General features: G+C 63.3%; 17 protein-coding genes and 1 pseudogene. All 18 read right to left on the reverse strand.

What is annotated here, in order from left to right; all coding sequences use genetic code 11:
• The coding region (trbL, locus tag V8Z78_RS21135; protein WP_349732072.1) for a P-type conjugative transfer protein TrbL at positions 1-916 on the reverse strand (916 nt) is incomplete at its 3' end.
• Positions 913-1,239, reverse strand: a complete 327-nt coding sequence (locus V8Z78_RS21140) for an EexN family lipoprotein (protein WP_003056123.1) — start codon at positions 1,237-1,239, stop codon at positions 913-915. The genes trbL and V8Z78_RS21140, both read right to left, overlap by 4 nt.
• Before the next feature lie 11 nt (positions 1,240-1,250).
• Positions 1,251-2,006, reverse strand: coding sequence for a P-type conjugative transfer protein TrbJ (gene trbJ, locus V8Z78_RS21145; protein WP_003056124.1), 756 nt, complete (start codon positions 2,004-2,006; stop codon positions 1,251-1,253).
• Positions 2,003-4,474: a conjugal transfer protein TrbE gene (gene trbE / locus V8Z78_RS21150; RefSeq protein ID WP_003056125.1), complete on the reverse strand. Its 2,472-nt coding sequence runs from the start codon at positions 4,472-4,474 to the stop codon at positions 2,003-2,005. The genes trbJ and trbE overlap by 4 nt, the downstream gene beginning before the upstream one ends.
• A gap of 14 nt (positions 4,475-4,488) precedes the next feature.
• Positions 4,489-4,761: a VirB3 family type IV secretion system protein gene (locus tag V8Z78_RS21155; RefSeq protein ID WP_003056130.1), complete on the reverse strand. Its 273-nt coding sequence runs from the start codon at positions 4,759-4,761 to the stop codon at positions 4,489-4,491.
• The gene (locus V8Z78_RS21160; RefSeq protein ID WP_003056137.1) at positions 4,758-5,144 is read right to left on the reverse strand and encodes a TrbC/VirB2 family type IV secretion system protein; all 387 of its coding nucleotides are present in this window, start codon (positions 5,142-5,144) and stop codon (positions 4,758-4,760) included. The genes V8Z78_RS21155 and V8Z78_RS21160 overlap by 4 nt, the downstream gene beginning before the upstream one ends.
• Entirely contained in the window at positions 5,141-6,190 is a 1,050-nt protein-coding gene (gene trbB / locus V8Z78_RS21165) for a P-type conjugative transfer ATPase TrbB (RefSeq protein WP_003056138.1), read from the reverse strand. Before trbB ends, V8Z78_RS21160 begins: the two co-directional genes overlap by 4 nt.
• Positions 6,187-6,651: a ribbon-helix-helix protein, CopG family gene (locus V8Z78_RS21170; protein WP_003056139.1), complete on the reverse strand. Its 465-nt coding sequence runs from the start codon at positions 6,649-6,651 to the stop codon at positions 6,187-6,189. The genes trbB and V8Z78_RS21170 overlap by 4 nt, the downstream gene beginning before the upstream one ends.
• The gene (locus V8Z78_RS21175; RefSeq protein WP_003056140.1) at positions 6,648-8,657 is read right to left on the reverse strand and encodes a conjugal transfer protein TraG; all 2,010 of its coding nucleotides are present in this window, start codon (positions 8,655-8,657) and stop codon (positions 6,648-6,650) included. The genes V8Z78_RS21170 and V8Z78_RS21175 overlap by 4 nt, the downstream gene beginning before the upstream one ends.
• Before the next feature lie 216 nt (positions 8,658-8,873).
• Positions 8,874-9,101: an EexN family lipoprotein gene (locus V8Z78_RS21180; protein WP_003056142.1), complete on the reverse strand. Its 228-nt coding sequence runs from the start codon at positions 9,099-9,101 to the stop codon at positions 8,874-8,876.
• 25 nt (positions 9,102-9,126) lie between these two features.
• The gene (locus V8Z78_RS21185) at positions 9,127-10,041 is read right to left on the reverse strand and encodes a LysR family transcriptional regulator (protein ID WP_012204568.1); all 915 of its coding nucleotides are present in this window, start codon (positions 10,039-10,041) and stop codon (positions 9,127-9,129) included.
• Between the two features lie 42 nt (positions 10,042-10,083).
• A pseudogene (locus V8Z78_RS21190) lies at positions 10,084-10,471 on the reverse strand (diacylglycerol kinase).
• A gap of 47 nt (positions 10,472-10,518) precedes the next feature.
• Positions 10,519-12,192: a phosphoethanolamine transferase gene (locus V8Z78_RS21195; RefSeq protein WP_003056147.1), complete on the reverse strand. Its 1,674-nt coding sequence runs from the start codon at positions 12,190-12,192 to the stop codon at positions 10,519-10,521.
• The gene (locus V8Z78_RS21200; RefSeq protein WP_241213182.1) at positions 12,189-12,977 is read right to left on the reverse strand and encodes a phosphatase PAP2 family protein; all 789 of its coding nucleotides are present in this window, start codon (positions 12,975-12,977) and stop codon (positions 12,189-12,191) included. Before V8Z78_RS21200 ends, V8Z78_RS21195 begins: the two co-directional genes overlap by 4 nt.
• Positions 12,958-14,205, reverse strand: a complete 1,248-nt coding sequence (locus tag V8Z78_RS21205; protein ID WP_349732073.1) for a TolC family protein — start codon at positions 14,203-14,205, stop codon at positions 12,958-12,960. Before V8Z78_RS21205 ends, V8Z78_RS21200 begins: the two co-directional genes overlap by 20 nt.
• Positions 14,206-14,252: 47 nt before the next feature.
• A complete protein-coding gene (locus tag V8Z78_RS21210; protein ID WP_003056157.1) occupies positions 14,253-14,573 on the reverse strand; it encodes a DUF3240 family protein in 321 nt (106 codons plus the stop codon).
• Entirely contained in the window at positions 14,570-17,665 is a 3,096-nt protein-coding gene (locus tag V8Z78_RS21215; protein WP_349732074.1) for an efflux RND transporter permease subunit, read from the reverse strand. The genes V8Z78_RS21210 and V8Z78_RS21215 overlap by 4 nt, the downstream gene beginning before the upstream one ends.
• Before the next feature lie 13 nt (positions 17,666-17,678).
• Positions 17,679-18,902, reverse strand: coding sequence for an efflux RND transporter periplasmic adaptor subunit (locus tag V8Z78_RS21220; RefSeq protein WP_349732075.1), 1,224 nt, complete (start codon positions 18,900-18,902; stop codon positions 17,679-17,681).
• Positions 18,903-18,938 lie beyond the last annotated feature (36 nt).

Raw genomic sequence — 18,938 nt, forward strand, 5'->3', positions numbered from 1 at the left:
GGGCCCCGGCGGCGACTGCGCCGCCGACGCCCGTAGCCGCAGCGCCCACGGCAACAGCAGCGCCGGCCGCGCCCAGCGCCGCACCGGCCATCGCACCTGCGCCGAGCTGCGGGCCGCCGGACACCAGCCCGGTTGCAATGCCCGGCCCGAAGATGCCCAAGGCCAGCAGCGTCAGCGAGGCCAGCATCACGACCACGGAGTGGTCGATGGATGGTTCGGCGGGCTGTACCTGAAACTCGGCGAACAGGCCCGAGCCGATGCCCACGATCACCGCCAGCACCAGCACCTTGATGCCGGACGACACCACGTTGCCCAGCACCTTCTCGGCGAGAAATGCGGTCTTGTTCCAGAGCGCGAACGGCACCAGCACGAAGCCGGCAAGCGTGGTCAGCTTGAACTCGATCAGCGTGATGAAAAGCTGGATCGCCAGCACGAAGAAGCACAGCAGGACGATCAGCCAAGCGAGGAACATCACGACGATGGGCGTGATGTTCACGAAGACTTCGGGGAAGCCCGCCATGTCGCCGATCTGTTTCAGGATCGGCGCACCGGCGTCGATGCCGACCTTCGCCAGCCGGCCCGGTTGCAGGAAGTTCTCCATGCTCAGGGTCGAGCCGCTGGCCGTCAGGCCCAGCCCGGCGAAGGAGCGGAACACGATGCCAGCCAACCAGTTGAAGTTGCCGATGATGTAGGCGAAGGCGCCGACGTACAGCACCTTGCGGATCAGCTTGGCGATCACGTCCTCGCCCTGGCCGGTGGCATGGCTCATCGCCCAGAACAGCCCGGCGAGCGTCATGTCGATGACGATCAGCGTGACGGTCAGAAACGCCACTTCGCCGTGCAACAGGCCAAAGCCCGAGTCGATGTAGCGCGAGAAGGTGTCGAGGAAGCGGTCGATGACCGTCACGTCGTTCATGGCGAGTCCTCCTGCCCAGGCAGAGCGATTGCCGCGCTGCCATCGGCGGGTTCATCGAAGCTGGGCGGGATCGGCGGCAGGTCGGCCAGCGTCTGGTACTCATTCGGCCCGGCCTGGCCGGAGAGAAAGCGCCGCAGGTCGGCCTGTGCCACCTGCGCGCAAAACGCGCCGTCGTGCGCGCCCGCGCGGCACTGCGCGCGCAGCGCGTGCAACCGGGCCGGGTCGGCGGCGAGCGCATTCACCGACACTTGCTGCGGCCGGTCACATCCGGCCAGCACCAGCGCATGAATGGCGAAAGCAAACACGACGGGCGTGCGTTGCATGGCAGCCTCCGTCAGCGGTTGTAGAAATTGACGGGCTGCGGCGTGTACGGCGTGCCTTCGCCCAGGAAGCGGCGCGTCACTTCGCGCCCGCGCTCCGTGGCCGCCGCCTGCCGCGCCAGTTCCAGCGAGGCCGCGCGGTCTTGCGTGATCTGGAGCCGCTGCGTCTGGATCGACTGCTTGGCCTGCAAGGCCAGCAACTGGTTCATGGCCTGCATCGCTTGCAGCGCGCCCTCGGCCGACTGGCTCTTGCCCACGAGGTCGGCCAGCACGCTTTCGTCGTCGCTCAGGTTCTGCGACGCCTGGGCCTGCATCTGCATGGTCGTTTGCAGGCCGTTGAGCGTGTTCTTCCAACGCTCCTGCGCATCGAGGTACATCTGATTGCCGCTCACCGTGGCGGCGTACTTCTCGGGATACAGGCGCACGAATTCGCGGTCGATGCTTGTCACTTCGTAGGCCAAGCCCTTGGCCTGCGCGATCAGTCGCTGGGTGGTCGCCAGGTTCGCGCGCAACTGGCCGACCACGCTGGACGGCAGGCTGGCCAGGTTGCGCGCCTGGTTAATGAGCATCTGCGCTTCGTGCTGGAGTTGCTGGATCTGGTTATTGATCTGCTCCAGCGTGCGAACGGCGGTGAGCGTGTTCTGCACCAGATTGGTCGGGTCGAGCACGATGTCGCCGACGCCGAACAAGGCGTGGGCGGGTTGCGCGATGCCGAATGCGAGCACGCAGGCGGCGGTCAACGCGGCGAGCTTGGGGGTATGCAATTTCATAGTTGGTTCTCCTGGGGGTGGTCAGCGGTACGGAGGGAACCCGGCGCGTAGCCGGGGAACGAGGGCAGCAGGTCGGCCGCCCAATCGAGGCCGCGATGGCGCAGCCAGGCGCCCGCGAAGCCGGGCACGCCGGCGTCCTGCGGCACGCGGCCAAGAACCTCATCAATGGCGCGCTGGTCTTGCGGCGTGGAAGCACCCGCGAAGGCCAGCGTCGCCGGCCCCAGGTCGAGGTCGAACACGCGGTTGCCGAGGCGGGATTGGTAGTAGTAGTCGCGCTTGGGCTGCGCGGTGGCGACGATCTCGATCTGCCGGCTGTTGAGGCCGAAGCCCTCGTAGATCGCGCGAATCTGCGGTTCGGTCGCTTGCGGGTTCGGCAAGAAAATCCGGCTCGCGCAGCTTTCGATGATGGCCGGCGCGATGGCCGAATCCTTCACGTCCGCGAGCGACTGCGTGGCGAAGATGACACTGACGTTCTTCTTGCGCAGCGTCTTGAGCCACTGGCGGATGCGCGCCGCAAACACCGGGTCATCGAGGAACAGCCAGGCTTCATCGAGGATCAGCAGCGTGGGCGCACCATCCAGCCGCTCCTCGAAGCGCGCGAACAGGTAGCGCAGCACCGCGAGCACAGCAGCCTTGCTGTGCATCAGCTCCTCCATCTCGAACGCCTGCACGTCGGATGTGCCGAGGCGGTCGTGGTCGGCATCCAGCAGCCTGCCGTGCGCGCCGCCCAGGACGTAGGGCGCGAGTGCCTGGCGCAAGGTGTTCGATTGCAGCAAGGCCGTCAGGCCCGTGAGCGTGCGCTGCTCCACCGGCGCGCTGGCCAGGCTCCCCAGCGCAGACCAGATGGCCGCCTTCTCGTCCGGGCCGACGGCCGCGCCTTCGTGCAGCAGGCGGCCTTCCACCCATTCGCTGGCCCAGGTGCGGTAGCCCTCTCGGTCGATGCGCGCCAGCGGCTGGAAGGCGATCTCGTCGTCCGCGCCCAGGTCGTAGTGCTCGCCGCCCATGCCCAGGATGGCCGCGCGGATCGAGCGCCCCATGTCGAAGGCGAAGATGCGCGAGCCGCGATAGCGGCGGAACTGCATCGCCATCGTCGCCAGCAGCACCGACTTGCCCATGCCGATGGGGCCAACCACCAGCGTGTTGCCCACGTCGCCGATGTGCGTCACCAGCCGGAACGGCGTGGCGCCGTCTGTGCGCGTGACGATCAGCGGCGGCCCATCGAGATGCGCATTGCGTTCCTGGCCGGCCCATACCGCCGACACCGGCATCATGTGCGCCAGGTTCAGCGTCGAGACGATGGGCTGGCGGACATTGGCGTATGCGTTGCCCGGAATGGACGACAGCCACGCATCCACGGCGTTGAGCGTTTCGGGGATGGTGACGAAGCCGCGCCCCTGGATGACGCGCTCCACCATGCGCAGCTTCTCGTCGGCAACGGCGGCGTCCGCGTCCATGACGGTGACGGTCGCCGTCAGGTAGCCGAAGGCGACCTGATCGCTGCCCAGCTCCTGCAAGGCAGCATCGGCGTCGGCGGCCTTGTTGTTGGCGTCGGTATCGACCAGCGGGCTTTCCTGCTGGAAGATCGTCTCGCGCAGCAACGCGATGACGTTCTTCCTTTTCGCAAACCACTGGCGGCGCAGTCGGGCGAGTTCTTTTTCCGCCTCGGCTTTGTCGAGGCACAGAAAGCGCGTACTCCAGCGATACGCGAAGCCCAGGCGGTTGAGGTCGTCCAGAATCCCCGGCCAGGTCGAGGTCGGGAAACCGCGCACCGACACCACGCGCAGGTGCTGGTCGCCCAGCATCGGCGCCAGGCCACCGACCAGCGCGGAATCGGTCAGCAGCGCGTCGATGTGGAACGGCACTTCGGGAACGCCGACGCGGTAGCGGCGCGTCGAGACGGTCGAATGCAGGTAGGTCAACGTCTGGCTGTCATCAAGCCAGGCGATCTCCGGCATCACGCCATCGAGCAGGTCGAAGATGCGATCCGTTTCAGCGACGAAGGCGTGCAGCCGCTCGCGCCAATCCACGCCTTCGGTGGGCCGGTTTTCGTACAGCAGGCCCGCGGCCCGAGCACGGGATTCCTCGGACGGCAGGTAGGCCAGCGTCAGGTGATAGCCGCTCTCGAAGTGGTTGCCCGAATCCTCGAAGGCGGCGCGGCGTTCTTCATCGACCAGCCAGGACAGCGGTTCGGGGAAATCGGAGTGCGGGTAGTCGGCGGCAGACCGGCGCTCGGCTTCGATGAACAGCGCCCAGCCCGAACCCAGGCGGCGCAGCGCGTTGTTCAAGCGCGCCGATGTGGCGATCAGCTCGCCTTGCGTCGCGCTGTCGAGGTCGGGGCCACGAAAGCGCGCCGTGCGCTGGAAGCTGCCGTCCTTGTTCAAGACGACGCCCGGTGCCACCAGTCCGGCCCAGGGCAGCCAGTCGGCGAGCAAGGCCGGTCGCTGGCGGTATTCGGCGAGGTTCAGCATCGCGGCGTCCTCCCCTACACGTCCAGCAGCGGGCGGTGCTTGATGTGCCGCGCGAACACGGCCATGAACTGCGGATCGACGCGCGCGCCCCGCATCGCCAGCGAATGGCCGACGATCCAGAGCACGACACCGGGAATCCACAGTTGCAGGCCCAGCCCGACAGCGGCGGCCAAGGTGCCGTTGGCGATCGCCACGGTGCGCGGTGCGCCGCCCAGCAGGATCGGCTCGGTGAGCGAGCGATGCAGCGGCACCTCGAACCCGGCCGCGAAGGTGTCCGGGGCACTCATACGACGGCCCCGCCCGAGAAGCTGAAGAACGACAGGAAGAACGAGGACGCGGCGAAGGCGATGCTCAAGCCGAACACGATCTGGATCAGCTTGCGAAAGCCGCCCGACGTGTCGCCGAACGCGAGCGCGAGGCCCGTGGCGATGATGATGATGACCGCGACGATGCGCGCCACCGGCCCCTGGATGGATTCAAGGATGGATTGCAGCGGGCCTTCCCACGGCATCGAGGAACCGGCGGCCTGTGCAGTGCCCGCAAGCAGCAGCATGAAGGCAGCGAGCATCAAGCCTTGCATGGCCGGGCGGGCCAGGCCATCCAGCCGCGCGGGACTGGAGCGGCGGGAAAGCGGATTTACAGAAATACGGAAAGCATCAACGTGCGTCATGGCAGTTCTCCAGAAAGGTCGAGGGATGGGGAAGTCGCCGCAGCGGGTGCGGCATCGGGAAGTGGCGGCAGCTCGGGAAACGGCGCGTCCATCGCATCCGCCAGTCGGTAACCCACGCCGTCGAAGCCGACGACGCGGGCGATGCTCTCGATGCGGCGCTTGCGTCCGCGCCCGGCGATGTGGATCACCACGTTGACCGCCTCGGCGATCAGCGCGCGGGGCGGGTTCACCGCCACTTCGAGAATCAGTTGCTCCAGGCGCAGCAGCGCGCCGAGGGCGGAGCCGGCGTGGATCGTGGCAATGCCACCCGGATGGCCCGTGCCCCACACCTTGATGAGATCCAGCGCCTCGGCGCCGCGCACCTCGCCCACGACCACGCGGTCAGGCCGCAGGCGCATGGACGAGCGCACAAGCTCGGTCATCGACACCACGCCTGCGCGGGTGCGCAGCGGAACGTGGTCGCGGGCCGCGCATTGCAGTTCCACCGTGTCTTCGAGCACCAGCACGCGGTCGCCCGTGGCGGCGATCTCGGCCAGCAGCGCATTGGCGAGCGTGGTCTTGCCGCTGCTGGTGGCGCCGGCGATCAGGACGTTCTGCCGCTCGCGCACGGCACGAACGAGAAAGCCCGCCTGCGCGCTGGTCATCATCCCGTCGATGACGTACCGCTCCAGCGGAATCACACCGATGGCGCGCTTCCGCAGCGCGAAGGCCGGCCCTGGCGCGGCGGGCGGCAAGATACCCTCGAAGCGTTCGCCGGTTTCGGGCAGTTCGGCGGACAGTAGCGGCTGGCCGCGATGGACTTCTGCGCCAACGTGGGCGGCGACAAGGCGGATGATTCGCTCGCCGTCCGCCTCGGACAGCTCCACGCCCATCGGTGCGCGGCCCGATGAAAGCCGATCCACCCAAAGGGTGCGATCAGGATTGAGCATGACTTCCACCACGTCCGGGTCTTCGAGCGCGGCAGCGATCAGCGGCCCCATCGCCGTGCGCAGCATCTGAATGCGGCGGTCGAGCGAGGTGGCGAAGGACGAAGGTGCGACGCTCATGAGGCGCGCTCTTGCGCTTCGGCAACTGCCGCCGCGTCATCCATCCGCGCCGGGTCGGGGTGCAGTTCCTCCACCACATCGCGCACCAGGCTTCGACCGCGCAGCAGGTGGCGACCCAACTGTTCAACGAACTGCTCGAAGCGCGCTTTGCCCTGTGCGCGTGCCGCGTCTTGGTGCGCCTCGGGAACTGGCGTGCTGACCGTGAGGTAATAGCGGATGAACAGCGCCAGCGTTTCGATGGCGATGTTCTGGTCGCGCTCCATGCGCTCGGCCTGGCGCGAGAGGCGATCAAGCCGCTTGGCAATCGCTGCCTCGCGCTGGTCGGCAGCATCGGGCGACAGCCACGATGCGAGCGCCGCCGCGACGATGCTGGATTTCGATACGCCTTTCTTGGCGGCCAGCTCGTCCAGACGCTTGGCATGCTCCGGCTGGATGAACAGGTTGAGGCGGTAGTGGCTCATAGCTCGATTCCGTCGTTGGGGTCGAGGGAAGCCAGCCGGGCCGTGCGCTGCATGGCCGGGTCAAGCTGGCGAGGAAGGGGAAGCGGCAGGTCGTCATCGTCATCGAGCAACCCGAGGTCGGCTGCGGACGCGGCCAGCTCGGGGTCGTAGGCGACGGCTTCGGAAAGTTCGGGCTGACGGCGCGGTCCGCCGTCGTCGGCCGAACCCAAGTGCTCCAGGCCATCAGTAGGTGCAGTGGCCGGTGCGGCAGGCACGGCGGGAATCGCCAGCCCGCTCCAGTCGTCGGCTCGCGAGGGCGGAACGTCGGCATAGCGTCCGGCCGCAAGCACGGGCGGCGGCAGCACGCGCCGCTTGAAATTGGTGTCCGCGTAATAGCGCAGCTTTTTGGCCTTGATCGGCGCCACGCTGGACACCATCACCACGGCTTCATCCGGCGGTAACTGCATCACTTCGCCCGGCGTCAGCAGTGGGCGCGCGGTCTCCTGGCGCGACACCATCAGGTGGCCCAGCCACGGCGCGAGCCGGTGGCCTGCGTAGTTGCGCTGTGCGCGCAGCTCGGTTGCAGTGCCCAGCGTTTCGGAGATCCGCTTGGCCGTGCGTTCGTCGTTGGTGGCGAACGTCACGCGGACATGGCAGTTGTCCAGAATCGAATGGTTCTGCCCATACGCCTTGTCGATCTGATTGAGCGACTGCGCGATGAGAAAGCTGCGAATGCCATAGCCCGCCATGAAGGCCAGTGCCGTCTCGAAGAAGTCGAGCCGCCCGAGCGCCGGGAACTCGTCAAGCATCAGCAGCAGCTTGTGGCGGCGCTCGATGCCGTCGGAGCCATCGAGCGATTCCGTCAGCCGTCGCCCGATCTGATTGAGGATCAGGCGGATCAGCGGCTTCGTCCGCGAAATATCTGAAGGCGGCACCACAAGGTACAGCGATACCGGATGCTCGGCCGCGATCAGGTCGGCAATGCGCCAATCGCAACGCGACGTGACTTCGGCCACCGTAGGGTCGCGGTACAGGCCGAGGAACGACATGGCCGTGCTCAACACGCCGGAACGCTCGTTGTCCGACTTGTTGAGCACTTCGCGCGCCGCCGATGCGACGACCGGATGCGGGCCATAGCCGAGATGCGGCGTGGTCATCATCCGGTGCAGCGTCAGCTCGAATGGGCAAGCCGGATCGGAGAGGAAGTTGGCGACGCCGCGCAGCGTCTTGTCCTCGCCCGCATAGAGCACGTGCAGGATGGCGCCGACCAGCAGAGCATGGCTGGTCTTCTCCCAATGGTTGCGCCGCTCCAGCGCGCCTTCGGGATCGACCAGGATGTCCGCGATGTTCTGCACGTCGCGCACCTCATGGGCGCCGCGACGCACCTCCAGCAGCGGGTTGTAGGCCGCTGACTTCGCATCGGTCGGGTTGAACAGCAGGCAATGCGAGAAGCGCGAGCGCCAGCCTGCGGTGATCTGCCAGTTCTCGCCTTTGATGTCATGGATGACGGCGGACGCGGGCCAGCTCAACAAGGTGGGCACCACCAGGCCCACGCCTTTGCCCGAGCGGGTTGGTGCGAAGGTCAGGACGTGTTCCGGACCTTCGTGGCGCAGGTACTGGCGTTCGTGCTGGCCGAGGAACACGCCGTCCGGCTGCGTGAGACCGGCCTCGCGAATGTCATCCGCGTTCGCCCAGCGCGCCGAGCCGTAGGTCGTGACCAGGCGCGATTGCCGCGAGCGCCAGATCGACATGCCGATGGCCACCAGCACGGCCACCAGGCCGCTGCCACCCGCAATGGCGCCGCCGATGTCAAAGACGCTGGGCGCGTAGGCATCGAAGAAGAACCACCACTCGAACAGCCGCCACGGGTGATAGACCGGCGTACCGAAGAAGTCGAACCAGGGCGAGCCAAGGCGTAGCTGATAGCCCAGGGCGGCGGCTGTCCATTGTGTGGCTGCCCACACGCCGGCGATCACGATGCCGAATACCACGGCGATCTGACCGAACAGCACGTTCGTCCCTTGCATGATCCCGCCTCCAATCACGGCACAACAACGTGCCGCGTGCATCAGGATCAAGGCGTGTGCATAGGTCGGTCAAAGACCGTTATGGCGGGGATTTAGGCCGAAAAAGCCTGATTTCTTGCAGGAGCGAAGGCAATAAAAACGCCGCAGACGGGAGCGCGTTGCGGCGTAGTGAGGTGTCAGCGAGAACTTTGTCGCTGCGAAGCGACTACAACAGAGCTATTTGGACTTCTGCTCAGGTCGGTCACCGAAGAAACGCCGATTGGCGGCTTCGGCAGCACGGCGGCAAAGTTCATCACCGACTTTTGTGCGATCTTCCTTGCATTGCCGTTGAATCTCCTTGATGCGCTCGGGATGCGCCGCGAGGAAATCCACGGTTTCCGAAGGTTGAGACGAGCCACATGCGGTCAGTGCGACGGTCAGCATCAGTAGCATCACTCTGTTCATGATTCCAGTCCTTTCGTCGGATGGTTCAGGCATCGTCGGCAGCGTCGATACCGTCTGCCGAATCAATGAAGGCCACACGCTCGATGAACCGAGCCAGCATCTCGGACGGCTCCGCATCGCGGCGTAGCAGATAGGTCGTAAGCATGTATGGCTTGCCTGCCAAGCGGCGGGCCACGACACCCGGCTCGCGGCTGGAGGCGATATGCGCCTCGCCCGCTAGGCCCAAAGCCAGGCCAGCGGAAACCAGCGTCATCATCACGTCGAAGGTTGCCACGCGCTGCGCAATCAGCGGCTCCTGATCGAGCTTGCGCAGAAAACGATCGATCTGCCGCGCGTGGCCTTCGCAGACCGCCGGGTCGCCCAGTGCCAACGGATAGCGCAGCACTTCTTTCAGCGGAACCTGTTTGAAGGCGAGCACGGGATGGCGGGCTGGCACCGCTACCATCAGTTCATCTTCCCAAGCAGGTGTGACCAAGATACCATCGCCTCCATCCTCTGCCATCGAAAAACCTACGTCATACAGATCTTCATGCAAACCCTTGATCTGCAGCCCGAGCGGCACCTCAAACAGACGCATCTCAACTTCAGGGTCCTCTTCACGGCATCGCGCCAGCAAAGTTGACAATCGTGTGGGTGTTACACCATCAGACAAGGCAATGCGTAACTGGCCTAAAAATCCGTTGGTGGCAGACTTGACGCCATCACGGGCCTGATCCAATGCGGTAAAAATGCGCGGGACATGCTCCAAAAGCTGTCGCCCGGCACGGGTTAGTTGAGTGCTTCGGGTAGTACGAATGAATAAACGAGCACCAAGTTCCTCTTCTAATTCTTTGATAGTGCGTGAAAGTGGAGATTGGTCGATATGTAGTCGTTCAGCGGCGCGAGCGAAATGAAGTTCCTCCGCAACGATGAGAAAGCAGCGAAGATGTCGAAGCTCCATTGTGCTCACTCCACTTTAATTCGTCTAATTTCATTTGCGCGGCTAATTAATCAGCCTTTGCCAGAGTGCTGACAGCCAAACCCCCCCCAGTCAGCAAAGTGGCTAACAGCACGGCAGCGCTTCCCATGTCCTTTGCACGCTTTGATAGCTCATGCCATTGAGGGCCAATACGATCAATCGCCGATTCCACAGCAGTATTGAGTAGCTCCACAATCATCAAAATAAGGATACTTCCTGAGAGAAGAGCGACTTCGACCCATCCCTGCCCCAACCAGAAGGCCAATGGGACCAACACAAAGGAAAATACTGACTCAAGTCTAAAGGCCGGCTCATTCCATCCAGCGCGCAATCCCTGAATTGAGTAATGGGACGCATGCCAAATTCTCAATATTCCTCGGCGAGATTTTTGTTTATTTTCGAATGCGGACATGGAATCAGCTGCGATTGTGTGTTTTTTATCTTTCATGAGAACAACTCTTATATATTCTTATCATCACAGCCAAAGAAAAAATCGAAATTCCTATCGTACTCACTTGTTTTAACCTGCATTAGCCCCAAGACAGACGAAAACAATGCGTCGTGATTCGCATAAGAGCGGGCTCGCTCACTCAAACAGCCAATATTCAGCCCTCGACTTTGAGTAAACGTTGAAGAGAACCACATAACCAAAGGAACACGAGTCTGCTCTTGTGGAGCAATCGCATAAGGCATGCCGTGCAGAAAAAGTCCCTTCTCGCCCAGGGATTCGCCGTGATCCGAGACGAATATCATAGCTGTGTCGTAGTCGGAAAGGCCCTGCAATTTTTTAATGACTTGGGTTAGGAAATGATCTGTGTAGAGAATAGCGTTGTCGTAGCTATTCACAATCTGTTCGCGGGTGCATTTCCCCATTTCCGGTGTGTCGCATGTTGGGATGAATTTTCGATACGCTGCTGGGTATCGTTGAAAGTAGCTGGGGCCATGATTTCCAAGCTGGTGCAAAAAAATCACACGATCACCGGGATTTTTGCGAGCCTGAGCTGGTAAGTCTTCAAGCAAAATCTCATCGAAACACCGACCATCAACGCATAAAGAGGAACTTTGTGCATTCCCTAGGCTTTGATATTCGAGACCATCGCACACCCCTTTGCAACCTGACTGGTTATCTCTCCATAAGGTGGTAATACCGGCGCGCTCCAGAACATGCAGTAAGGATTGGTGTGAGCGAATCTTGTCTTCATCGTAGTTTCGGCGACCAAAGGACGAGAACATGCAAGGCACAGAAACCTCGGTATTAGTTCCACAGGAGTGCATGTCGGAGAAATTGATCACACCCATCTGAGTCAATTGAGGCGTTGTTTCGCGTGCATAGCCGTTCAATCCCCAGTTTTGGGCGCGAGCCGTCTCGCCTACGACAAAGACTAATAAACGTGGCCGACTGCCTTCGGGCCTGACTGTTGCAACGGCATCAGCTCCAATGGGTATTTTTTCGGCGGACTGCGTGATAGAGGAACCTGTCAGTGCCTTCGGCAAACCCACCAGATAGTTTCCCGGTGTAATCAAGTATCGCACTTCGCGATGATTTCTCATCAGTGCGGACATGTCCTGAAATGACAGCATGACACCGCCCGAAATCATCAGTGTCGAAAACAGCATCAATCCCATACGCCACACGGTTGCTTTCAGCCAAGTACGCCCGAGCAATCGGATTCGCCAAAGAAAAATAATCGGAACTACTGCCAGTAGGCTTAGTGGAGCAATCAATGCAGGCGTCAGTAGCTCGCGACTTTCCTTGAAGTCTGTGGCTAGAACATTGCGCAACATGCTCGAATCGAGGTAGATATGAAAGCTGCGCATGTAATGTGTTGCGAGGGCAGAGGCAACAAAAAGCACCGCAAGTAAAACCTTGGCATTCCAGCGCCACACAACCAAACTCAACAGCAGACTGTGAATTCCCACCAGAAACAGCAGTACGGATGTACCCATGCGTAAGCTGGACTGGACGCCTAAGGCGCTACTCCAAAATAGACCATTGCAGGCTAGTGCAAAGAAAATACTGGTCATCAAGATCAGCCACTCGACGCTGCATTGTGGTCGCCAATGGCTTAGGTCCTTGAGGTTTGCAGTTCTGAATCGCGGCATCAGACCGAGAGCCTGTTTGAAAGTTCTCATGCTTGGAACCCCGATGAATAGACATCGCCTGAGCCATCAACAAACCAGCGTTGCCAGACCATGAAAAGACCCAAGGCAACGACCCAACAAATCAGGAGCGTCCACAAGTCATGGGAAAGGAAGTGGGCTCCGCGCACCTGCTGGGTCCATCCAAAGATGGCACCTATCATCAAACTTGCAGCCAAGGCCATCCAACGCCAGGCAGGACGAACCATCAAGGTAAAGAAATATAGGCTGACCCATGCATATCCGGCACTTGCATGCCCTGCGGGAAAGCACACACCGCGCGGCATACCGGGCGGGCGTGTTTCAAACAGGCCCACAAACACTCGCGTTCCGCCATAGCGCACCAAGTTCCAGGGGCAATCCATGTTAGTGAACGATTTCAGCGCCGAAACCGTCAGTGCCCCGATCAAGTACGCACAAAAAAGATACAGTAGCGGCCAGCGTAGGTATGCCGAGCATTTGTTGCTACGTTTTTTTCTCCAAGCCCAGATGCACGTTGCTGCAACCGCAATTGCCAGGAAGGTGGAAAGATTCTTCCCACCACGATGCAGCAGGTTGCTGGTTAGCCAGGCATCCCGCAAAGCCCATCGGCTGCCCTGCAAGCGATAGAGATGATCGGCGACCCAGAAGTCCCCACCGCCATCCATCAATAGACTGCTGATGATCAGCGCCGCACCCGCTGGTAGCGCTAAATGAGTGATTAAGAATCGAGGTGCGAATGGTGCGTTGGATAGTGGGGCGTTGCCCAGTAGTCGGGATTCATTGAGGGGCATCGGCATGTGCCCCCTTCGAATGCCACAGCGCATGCGCATCGATACGCACCAGTGCTGACGCTTGCAGCGCATCGATGCGAGCCTGTGCCTCACCGAGGCGTGTCTGGCGCAGGTTTCGCAACGTCAAGAGGTATTCGGCCAAGGGGGCCTCTCCCAGTTCCCAAGCTCGCCGCGTGCGGTTGCTGGCCGTGGTCTGCGCGGCCAGCGCCTGCGCGAATGACTGCCACTGCGTGCGCTTACTTTCAGCTGCCTGCGCGGCTACCCACGCACTTTGCTCCACCGCGCGCCGCACGCCGAGCGCCTCTGCCTCTGCGGCAGCTGCGTTGGCGCTTTCCGTGGCAGCCATTGCACTGCGATAGTCAGTGCCAAATGGCACCGTCAGGACAACGCCAATGACACGTTCCGTCCCACCGCGTTCAGACATCATCCGTACCCCGACTGTGGGGTCGGGCGTGCGGTTGGCGCGAGCTCGCTCGGCCACCTTGGCAAGGCGCGCTGCCTCTCCATCGGCAATGCCGATTTCGACGCTTTGTCGCACAATTCGCGCCAGCCACTCCTGTACCCCGCCCGGCAAAGGATCGGGATCTGGCAGCGTGGATGGCCGCGCGGGAATCTCAATGCCCGGGAACTCGATCACCATCGTTTGTCGTGCTGCCCGTTCTGCGTCGCGCGCAGCGCTAACCTGGGCTGCAAGCATCGCGCGTTCGGCTTGCAGAACGTCGCTGTCCCGCTGCGCTGCATCGCCCAGGGCCACGCGGCGGGCCATTGCTTCCTGCTCACGTCTAAGCAACTTTTCCTGAGCTTGCATCTCGTCGACTACGACGAAACTGCGCAGCCATCCGGCCCAGACTTCCAACAGTCGCCTTGCCATTTGGTGCTCGGCATCTTCAAGGCGCATATCGGCCACCCTACGGGTGCGGCTGCCGATGTCCCGATCTATACGCGCCTTGTTTGGCAAGCGAACAGCACGGCTGAGCTGGATTTCCCATTCGTTGTAGCGACGCGCTTCGTTGGTCACGTTGCGACGTTGTAGGCCACTACTGAGTTCAAATTCGTGGCTACCGGCTTCAAGGGCGCTTTGCGTGGCGGCCGCCGCGTCCAAGCGAGCGGCTGCGGCATTCACGACCGGCTGGATTTTTATCGCCGCTTCGACTTGCGCCTGCGCAGGCAGCCACGAAAGATCATCGGCGCGCGCTTGCGCGGGATGAAATGTCAAAGCCGCGATAGCCACCATGACGGCACCAGTCGGTAGTACCAGGCTGCATCCTTTGTTTTTACTCGTCATACCAGTCTTCCACTTGCCAACACCGACTCCACCCACCAGCGGACATCGCTAGACGCGATGCGCTGGCGCAGATGCGCCAGGACCTGTTCCAGTTGTTCATATTCGATCAACACCCAAATGACGCGCCGATCCACACGGCCGCGAACCTTCTCGCGAATGGACGCGCGCGCGAAGTCGCCGGTATGCCCTTCGGCGTGCAACAGGGTGAACCCTGGCAGCACCGGGTCGGCCATCAGGGCATCGGTGACGGCGTCTTCGAGCGTGGGTGGAAACACCAGATTCAGGCGCACCAGTTGCGCTTCTTTCAATCCGTTCATGCGTGGACTCCTTGTTGTGAGGAGATGGCCTGGCCGAATCGCCGGTACAGCACCGGCAGCAGGACCAGGGTCAGCGCAGTGGAACTGACCAGTCCGCCAATCACCACGATGGCGAGTGGGCGCTGGATCTCAGAGCCAGGGCCACTGGCCAGCAGCAGGGGCACTAGGCCAAAGGCGGTGATGGAAGCCGTCATCAGCACGGGGCGCAACCGTCGCAGCGAACCTTCGCGCACCACCTGTTCCATGGGCAGGCCTAGCGCGTGCAGGTGGTTGAAGTGCGTCATCAGCACCAATCCGTTGAGCACGGCGATGCCCAGCAGCGCGATGAAGCCGACCGAAGCAGGCACCGACAGGTACTGCCCCGACAGCCACAGCGCCGCCACGCCGCCGACCATGGCAAACGGCACGTTGCCGAGGATGAGCGCGGCCTGCCGCACCGAGCCGAAGGTCATGAACAGCACGAAGAAAATCAGCCCCAGGGCTACCGGCACCACCATGCCTAGGCGGGCCGCTGCACGTTGCTGGTTCTCAAACTGCCCGCCCCATTCGACGCGGTAGCCGGGTGGTAGCGGCACGTCGCGCGCCACGGCTTCGCGCGCTTCATCTACGAAGCCGACCAGATCGCGCCCGCTCACGCTGGACTGGATCAGCGCGAAGCGCGAGCCGTTCTCGCGCCGCACCAGCACGGGGCCATCAGTGGTGGCGATGCGCGCCAGCGAGGTCAAGGGGATTTCGCCCTGATCGCCGCGGGCGAGCTGCAAGTCCTTGAAGCGCTCGGCCGAGCCGCGCAGGCGGGCGTCGCCGCGCACCACGATCGGCGTGCGCCTGTCCGGCTCAATCACCAGCCCGGCCGGAACGCCTTCGAGTTGCGCGCGCAACTCGTCCTGAACCTGTGTCACGGCCAGCCCGGCGCGCCCCGCCGCCTGCGCATCCACCTTCACCTGCAGGTATTCCACGCTGTCGCTGGCCTGGGTGAGCACGTCGCGCGCACCGGGCACTTTCTCGATGCGAGCGGCCATGCGCTGCGCCAGATCGCCCAGCGTTTGCAGATCAGGGCCGAATAGCTTGACGGCCACGTCGCCCCGGCTGCCGGTGAGCATTTCCGAGATGCGCATCTCGATGGGCTGGGTAAAGCCGAATTCCAGGCCGGGGAAGGCATCCATCACCTTGCGTATCTCGGCACTCAACGCGTCCTTGTCGGCTGCATGCCAATCCTTGCGCGGTGCGAGCTGCATGAACAGGTCGGTTTCGTTCAGGCCCATCGGGTCGAGCCCCAGCTCGTCGGAGCCCACCCGCCCGATGCTGTGCCGCACCTCGGGCACCGCCGCACCGATGGCCTTCTGCACTGCCAGGTCAATCTCCAGCGAGCGCTGCAACCCGATGGACGGCGGCTTTTGCAGTTGCAGCAGGATATCGCCCTCGTCCATCGTCGGCATGAACGCCTTGCCCGTGCCGAGGTAGGCCACCACACCCAATGCCAGGGCCGCGATGGCGACCGCCGATGCGCGTAGCGGGTGGTGAAGCGCAGCCTCCAGCAGCGGTTGGTACAGGCGCGTGGCCCAGCGCATCACCCACGGCTCGGTGTGAGCGTGTTCCTTGAGCAGCAGCGAGGCCAGCACCGGCACCAGCGTGAGCGACAGCAGCAGCGAGACGCCCAGGGCGAATACGATGGTCAGCGCCACCGGCACAAACAGTTTGCCTTCCAACCCTTGCAGAGTGAGCAGGGGCATGAAGGTCAGACAGATGATGAGGATGCCCGAGGCCACAGGCATGGCGACCTCGCGCGCCGCGGCGAATATGCGGTGCAGGCGCGGCTGGTGCGCACTGGGCGCGTGCGGGTCGAGCCGACTGACGGCGTTTTCCACCACCACTACGGCAGCGTCCACCAGCATGCCGATGGCGATCGCGAGGCCCCCCAAGCTCATCAGGTTGGCGCTCATGCCGACCAGACGCATCAGCAAGAAGGTGCCCAGTGCCGCCAAAGGCACCATCACCGCCACAACCAGCGCGGCGCGAAGCTCGCCGAGGAACAGAAGCAGCAGGATGACGACCAGTACGGTCGCCTCCAGCAAGGCGCTTTCCACCGTGCCCACGGCGCGCTCGATCAGCGTGCTGCGGTCATAGAACGGCACCACCTTGACGCCGGGCGGCAGGCTGGGAGTCACCTCGTCCAGCCGGGCTCGAATGGCTTTGACCAGCGCCGAGGCATCGGCCCCGCGCAGCGCCACCACGATGCCTTCCACCGCTTCGCCCGCGCCGTCCCGGGTGACGGCGCCATATCGCGTCACGCCTTCGATGCGCACCTGGGCCACGTCGCCCAGGCGAACTGGGGCCGTACCATTGGCCCCCGCGCGCAGGATCAGACGGGATAAATCGTCCAAAGTGTGGATCGCGCCTTCGGCGCGCACGATCAGCGTGTCTTCGCCTGCATCCAGGCGGCCCGCACCGTCATTGCGGTTGTTGCGGCCGATCGCCGTGATGACATCAGAGAAGCTGAGGCCCGCAGCGGAAAGCCGTGCGCGATCCGGCACCACAGCAAAGCTCTTGGCTTCTCCACCCAGCACGTTGACATCAGCAACACCGGGCAGCGTGCGCAGGGCCGGGCGCAGCGTCCAGTCCAGTAGGGCGCGGCGCTCGCTCAACGTGAGGCCACCGCCTTCGATGGTGAACATGAACACGTCCGACAGCGGTGTCGAAATCGGCGCCAGCCCGCCGCTGACGCCTTCGGGGAGGCTGCCCGAAACGCCGGCATAGCGTTCAGCCACCTGCTGACGCGCCCAGTAGATGTCGCTGCCTTCGGCAAAGTCCAGCGTGATGTCGGCTATGGCGTACTTGGCCGTGGAGCGCAGCATCACGCCCCGCGGCACACCGAGCAACTCCATCTCCAGCGGCGTGATCACGCGCGACTCCACCTCCTCGGGCGTCATGCCAGGGGCCTTGATAATCAGCTTGACCTGCGTGGGGGAAATATCTGGATAGGCGTCGATCGGCAGTTGCAGGAAGGCCGCCAGGCCCGCACCCGCCAAAGCCAGCACGCCAAGCAGTACCAGCGCACGTTGGCGCAGGGAAAATTCAATCAGACGGGACAACATGCGTGGTCGCCCCTCATTGCAATGGAATCATGGATTTAAGCAGTGCCGTACCGCGCACGACGACCTGCATGCCTGCCGCAAGCGGCGCAGTGTCTGGCGAGACGGCACGCACGGCGCTTGACGCCTCTGATTCGTCTTGCCCCAGCAGTCGCACCGGAACAGCGCGGACGCGTAGGTCGCCGTGCTTGTCTTGCGATGACGGCTCAGCAACGTAGACCACGTGGGCGCTGCCCGCTGGCAGCAGTGCGGACGATGGCACGCTCAAGGTGCCCTGCGGTGCTGGCAGCAACAGCGCGACACTGATCTGCTGCCCGGCCGCATAGCGGTCTGCCCCTGCCTGATCTGCATCGACGCGGGCACGTACCCGCAGGCTCTGACTACTGAGGTCAGTGTCGCCACCAACAGCCGTCACGCGAGCGATCGTGCCATCGGGAAGACGCACTTCCAAGCCTGGGTGGAGATCCGAGCGCCAGCGCAGCGGAACCGCGACGCTGACATCCAGCGGGCCAGGCTGAGCCACTATGAAGGCGATGTCGAGCGGCGCGACCGCCAGCCCGAGGCTCAGGTGACGACGCATCACCCGCCCGGACAAAGGCGCCAGCAATTCATACTCGCCGGCCTGCCCGCCGCTAACGGGTCGAAGCCGTGCGAGGGCGCCATTGGCCTCTTGCAACGTACTTTGCGCAGCCGCCGCGCGCGCCTGGGTTTGCTCGTTGCGCGTGGCTGGGATGATGCCCTCGGCCAAGAGCGTGGCATCGCGCCGGGCCTGCGCCGTAGCCACCGCCGCTTCGGTGCGGGCACGCGCCAGATCGGCTTGCGCCGCCAGAACGTCCTTGCTCTGGATGCGCGCCAGTGCCTGACCTTGGCGCACTGCGGCGCCTTCATCGACCAGAACGCGCGTCACCACACCGCCATAGGGCGCCACGACCTGCGCGCTAGCCGAGAGTGGTGCCACCGTCTGCGCGGGTAAGCTATCCAGCGGTATCACTGCAGCATCCTTGACGAGTGCGGTTTCCACACCCTGCGCGCGAAGCTGAGTGGCATTGAGGTGAACGCCGCCAGCACTCGGCTGGGCGACAGCTTCGCTCGCGTCTTTATCGGCTACGGTTGTCTGCTGGGTTGCCCAAGCCCACCAGCCGTACCCTACGGCAGCCAGAACTGCCACACCGACGGCGGACAGGGCCAAGGTCTTGGTTCGGCTGGAGGTGCCCGCCGCTTTCAAGGTCGGGAAGCTCATGCTTGTGCCGCCCCAAATGACGTAGAGCAGAGTAGA

The sequence above is a fragment of the Comamonas sp. wu1-DMT genome (assembly GCF_040187805.1).
Taxonomy (GTDB): Bacteria; Pseudomonadota; Gammaproteobacteria; order Burkholderiales; family Burkholderiaceae_C; genus Comamonas; species Comamonas thiooxydans.

Bases quoted from the DNA above. Each gene is read 5' to 3' on its own strand.
- V8Z78_RS21140 (WP_003056123.1), bottom strand. From the start codon at position 1,239: ATGCAACGCACGCCCGTCGTGTTTGCTTTCGCCATTCATGCGCTGGTG.
- V8Z78_RS21220 (WP_349732075.1), bottom strand. From the start codon at position 18,902: ATGAGCTTCCCGACCTTGAAAGCGGCGGGCACCTCCAGCCGAACCAAG.
- V8Z78_RS21210 (WP_003056157.1), bottom strand. From the start codon at position 14,573: ATGAACGGATTGAAAGAAGCGCAACTGGTGCGCCTGAATCTGGTGTTT.
- V8Z78_RS21155 (WP_003056130.1), bottom strand. From the start codon at position 4,761: ATGAGTGCCCCGGACACCTTCGCGGCCGGGTTCGAGGTGCCGCTGCAT.
- V8Z78_RS21180 (WP_003056142.1), bottom strand. From the start codon at position 9,101: ATGAACAGAGTGATGCTACTGATGCTGACCGTCGCACTGACCGCATGT.
- V8Z78_RS21205 (WP_349732073.1), bottom strand. From the start codon at position 14,205: ATGGTGGCTATCGCGGCTTTGACATTTCATCCCGCGCAAGCGCGCGCC.
- V8Z78_RS21195 (WP_003056147.1), bottom strand. From the start codon at position 12,192: ATGAGAACTTTCAAACAGGCTCTCGGTCTGATGCCGCGATTCAGAACT.
- V8Z78_RS21200 (WP_241213182.1), bottom strand. From the start codon at position 12,977: ATGCCGATGCCCCTCAATGAATCCCGACTACTGGGCAACGCCCCACTA.
- V8Z78_RS21170 (WP_003056139.1), bottom strand. From the start codon at position 6,651: ATGAGCCACTACCGCCTCAACCTGTTCATCCAGCCGGAGCATGCCAAG.
- trbB (WP_003056138.1), bottom strand. From the start codon at position 6,190: ATGAGCGTCGCACCTTCGTCCTTCGCCACCTCGCTCGACCGCCGCATT.
- trbJ (WP_003056124.1), bottom strand. From the start codon at position 2,006: ATGAAATTGCATACCCCCAAGCTCGCCGCGTTGACCGCCGCCTGCGTG.
- V8Z78_RS21160 (WP_003056137.1), bottom strand. From the start codon at position 5,144: ATGACGCACGTTGATGCTTTCCGTATTTCTGTAAATCCGCTTTCCCGC.
- trbE (WP_003056125.1), bottom strand. From the start codon at position 4,474: ATGCTGAACCTCGCCGAATACCGCCAGCGACCGGCCTTGCTCGCCGAC.
- V8Z78_RS21215 (WP_349732074.1), bottom strand. From the start codon at position 17,665: ATGTTGTCCCGTCTGATTGAATTTTCCCTGCGCCAACGTGCGCTGGTA.
- V8Z78_RS21185 (WP_012204568.1), bottom strand. From the start codon at position 10,041: ATGGAGCTTCGACATCTTCGCTGCTTTCTCATCGTTGCGGAGGAACTT.
- V8Z78_RS21175 (WP_003056140.1), bottom strand. From the start codon at position 8,657: ATGCAAGGGACGAACGTGCTGTTCGGTCAGATCGCCGTGGTATTCGGC.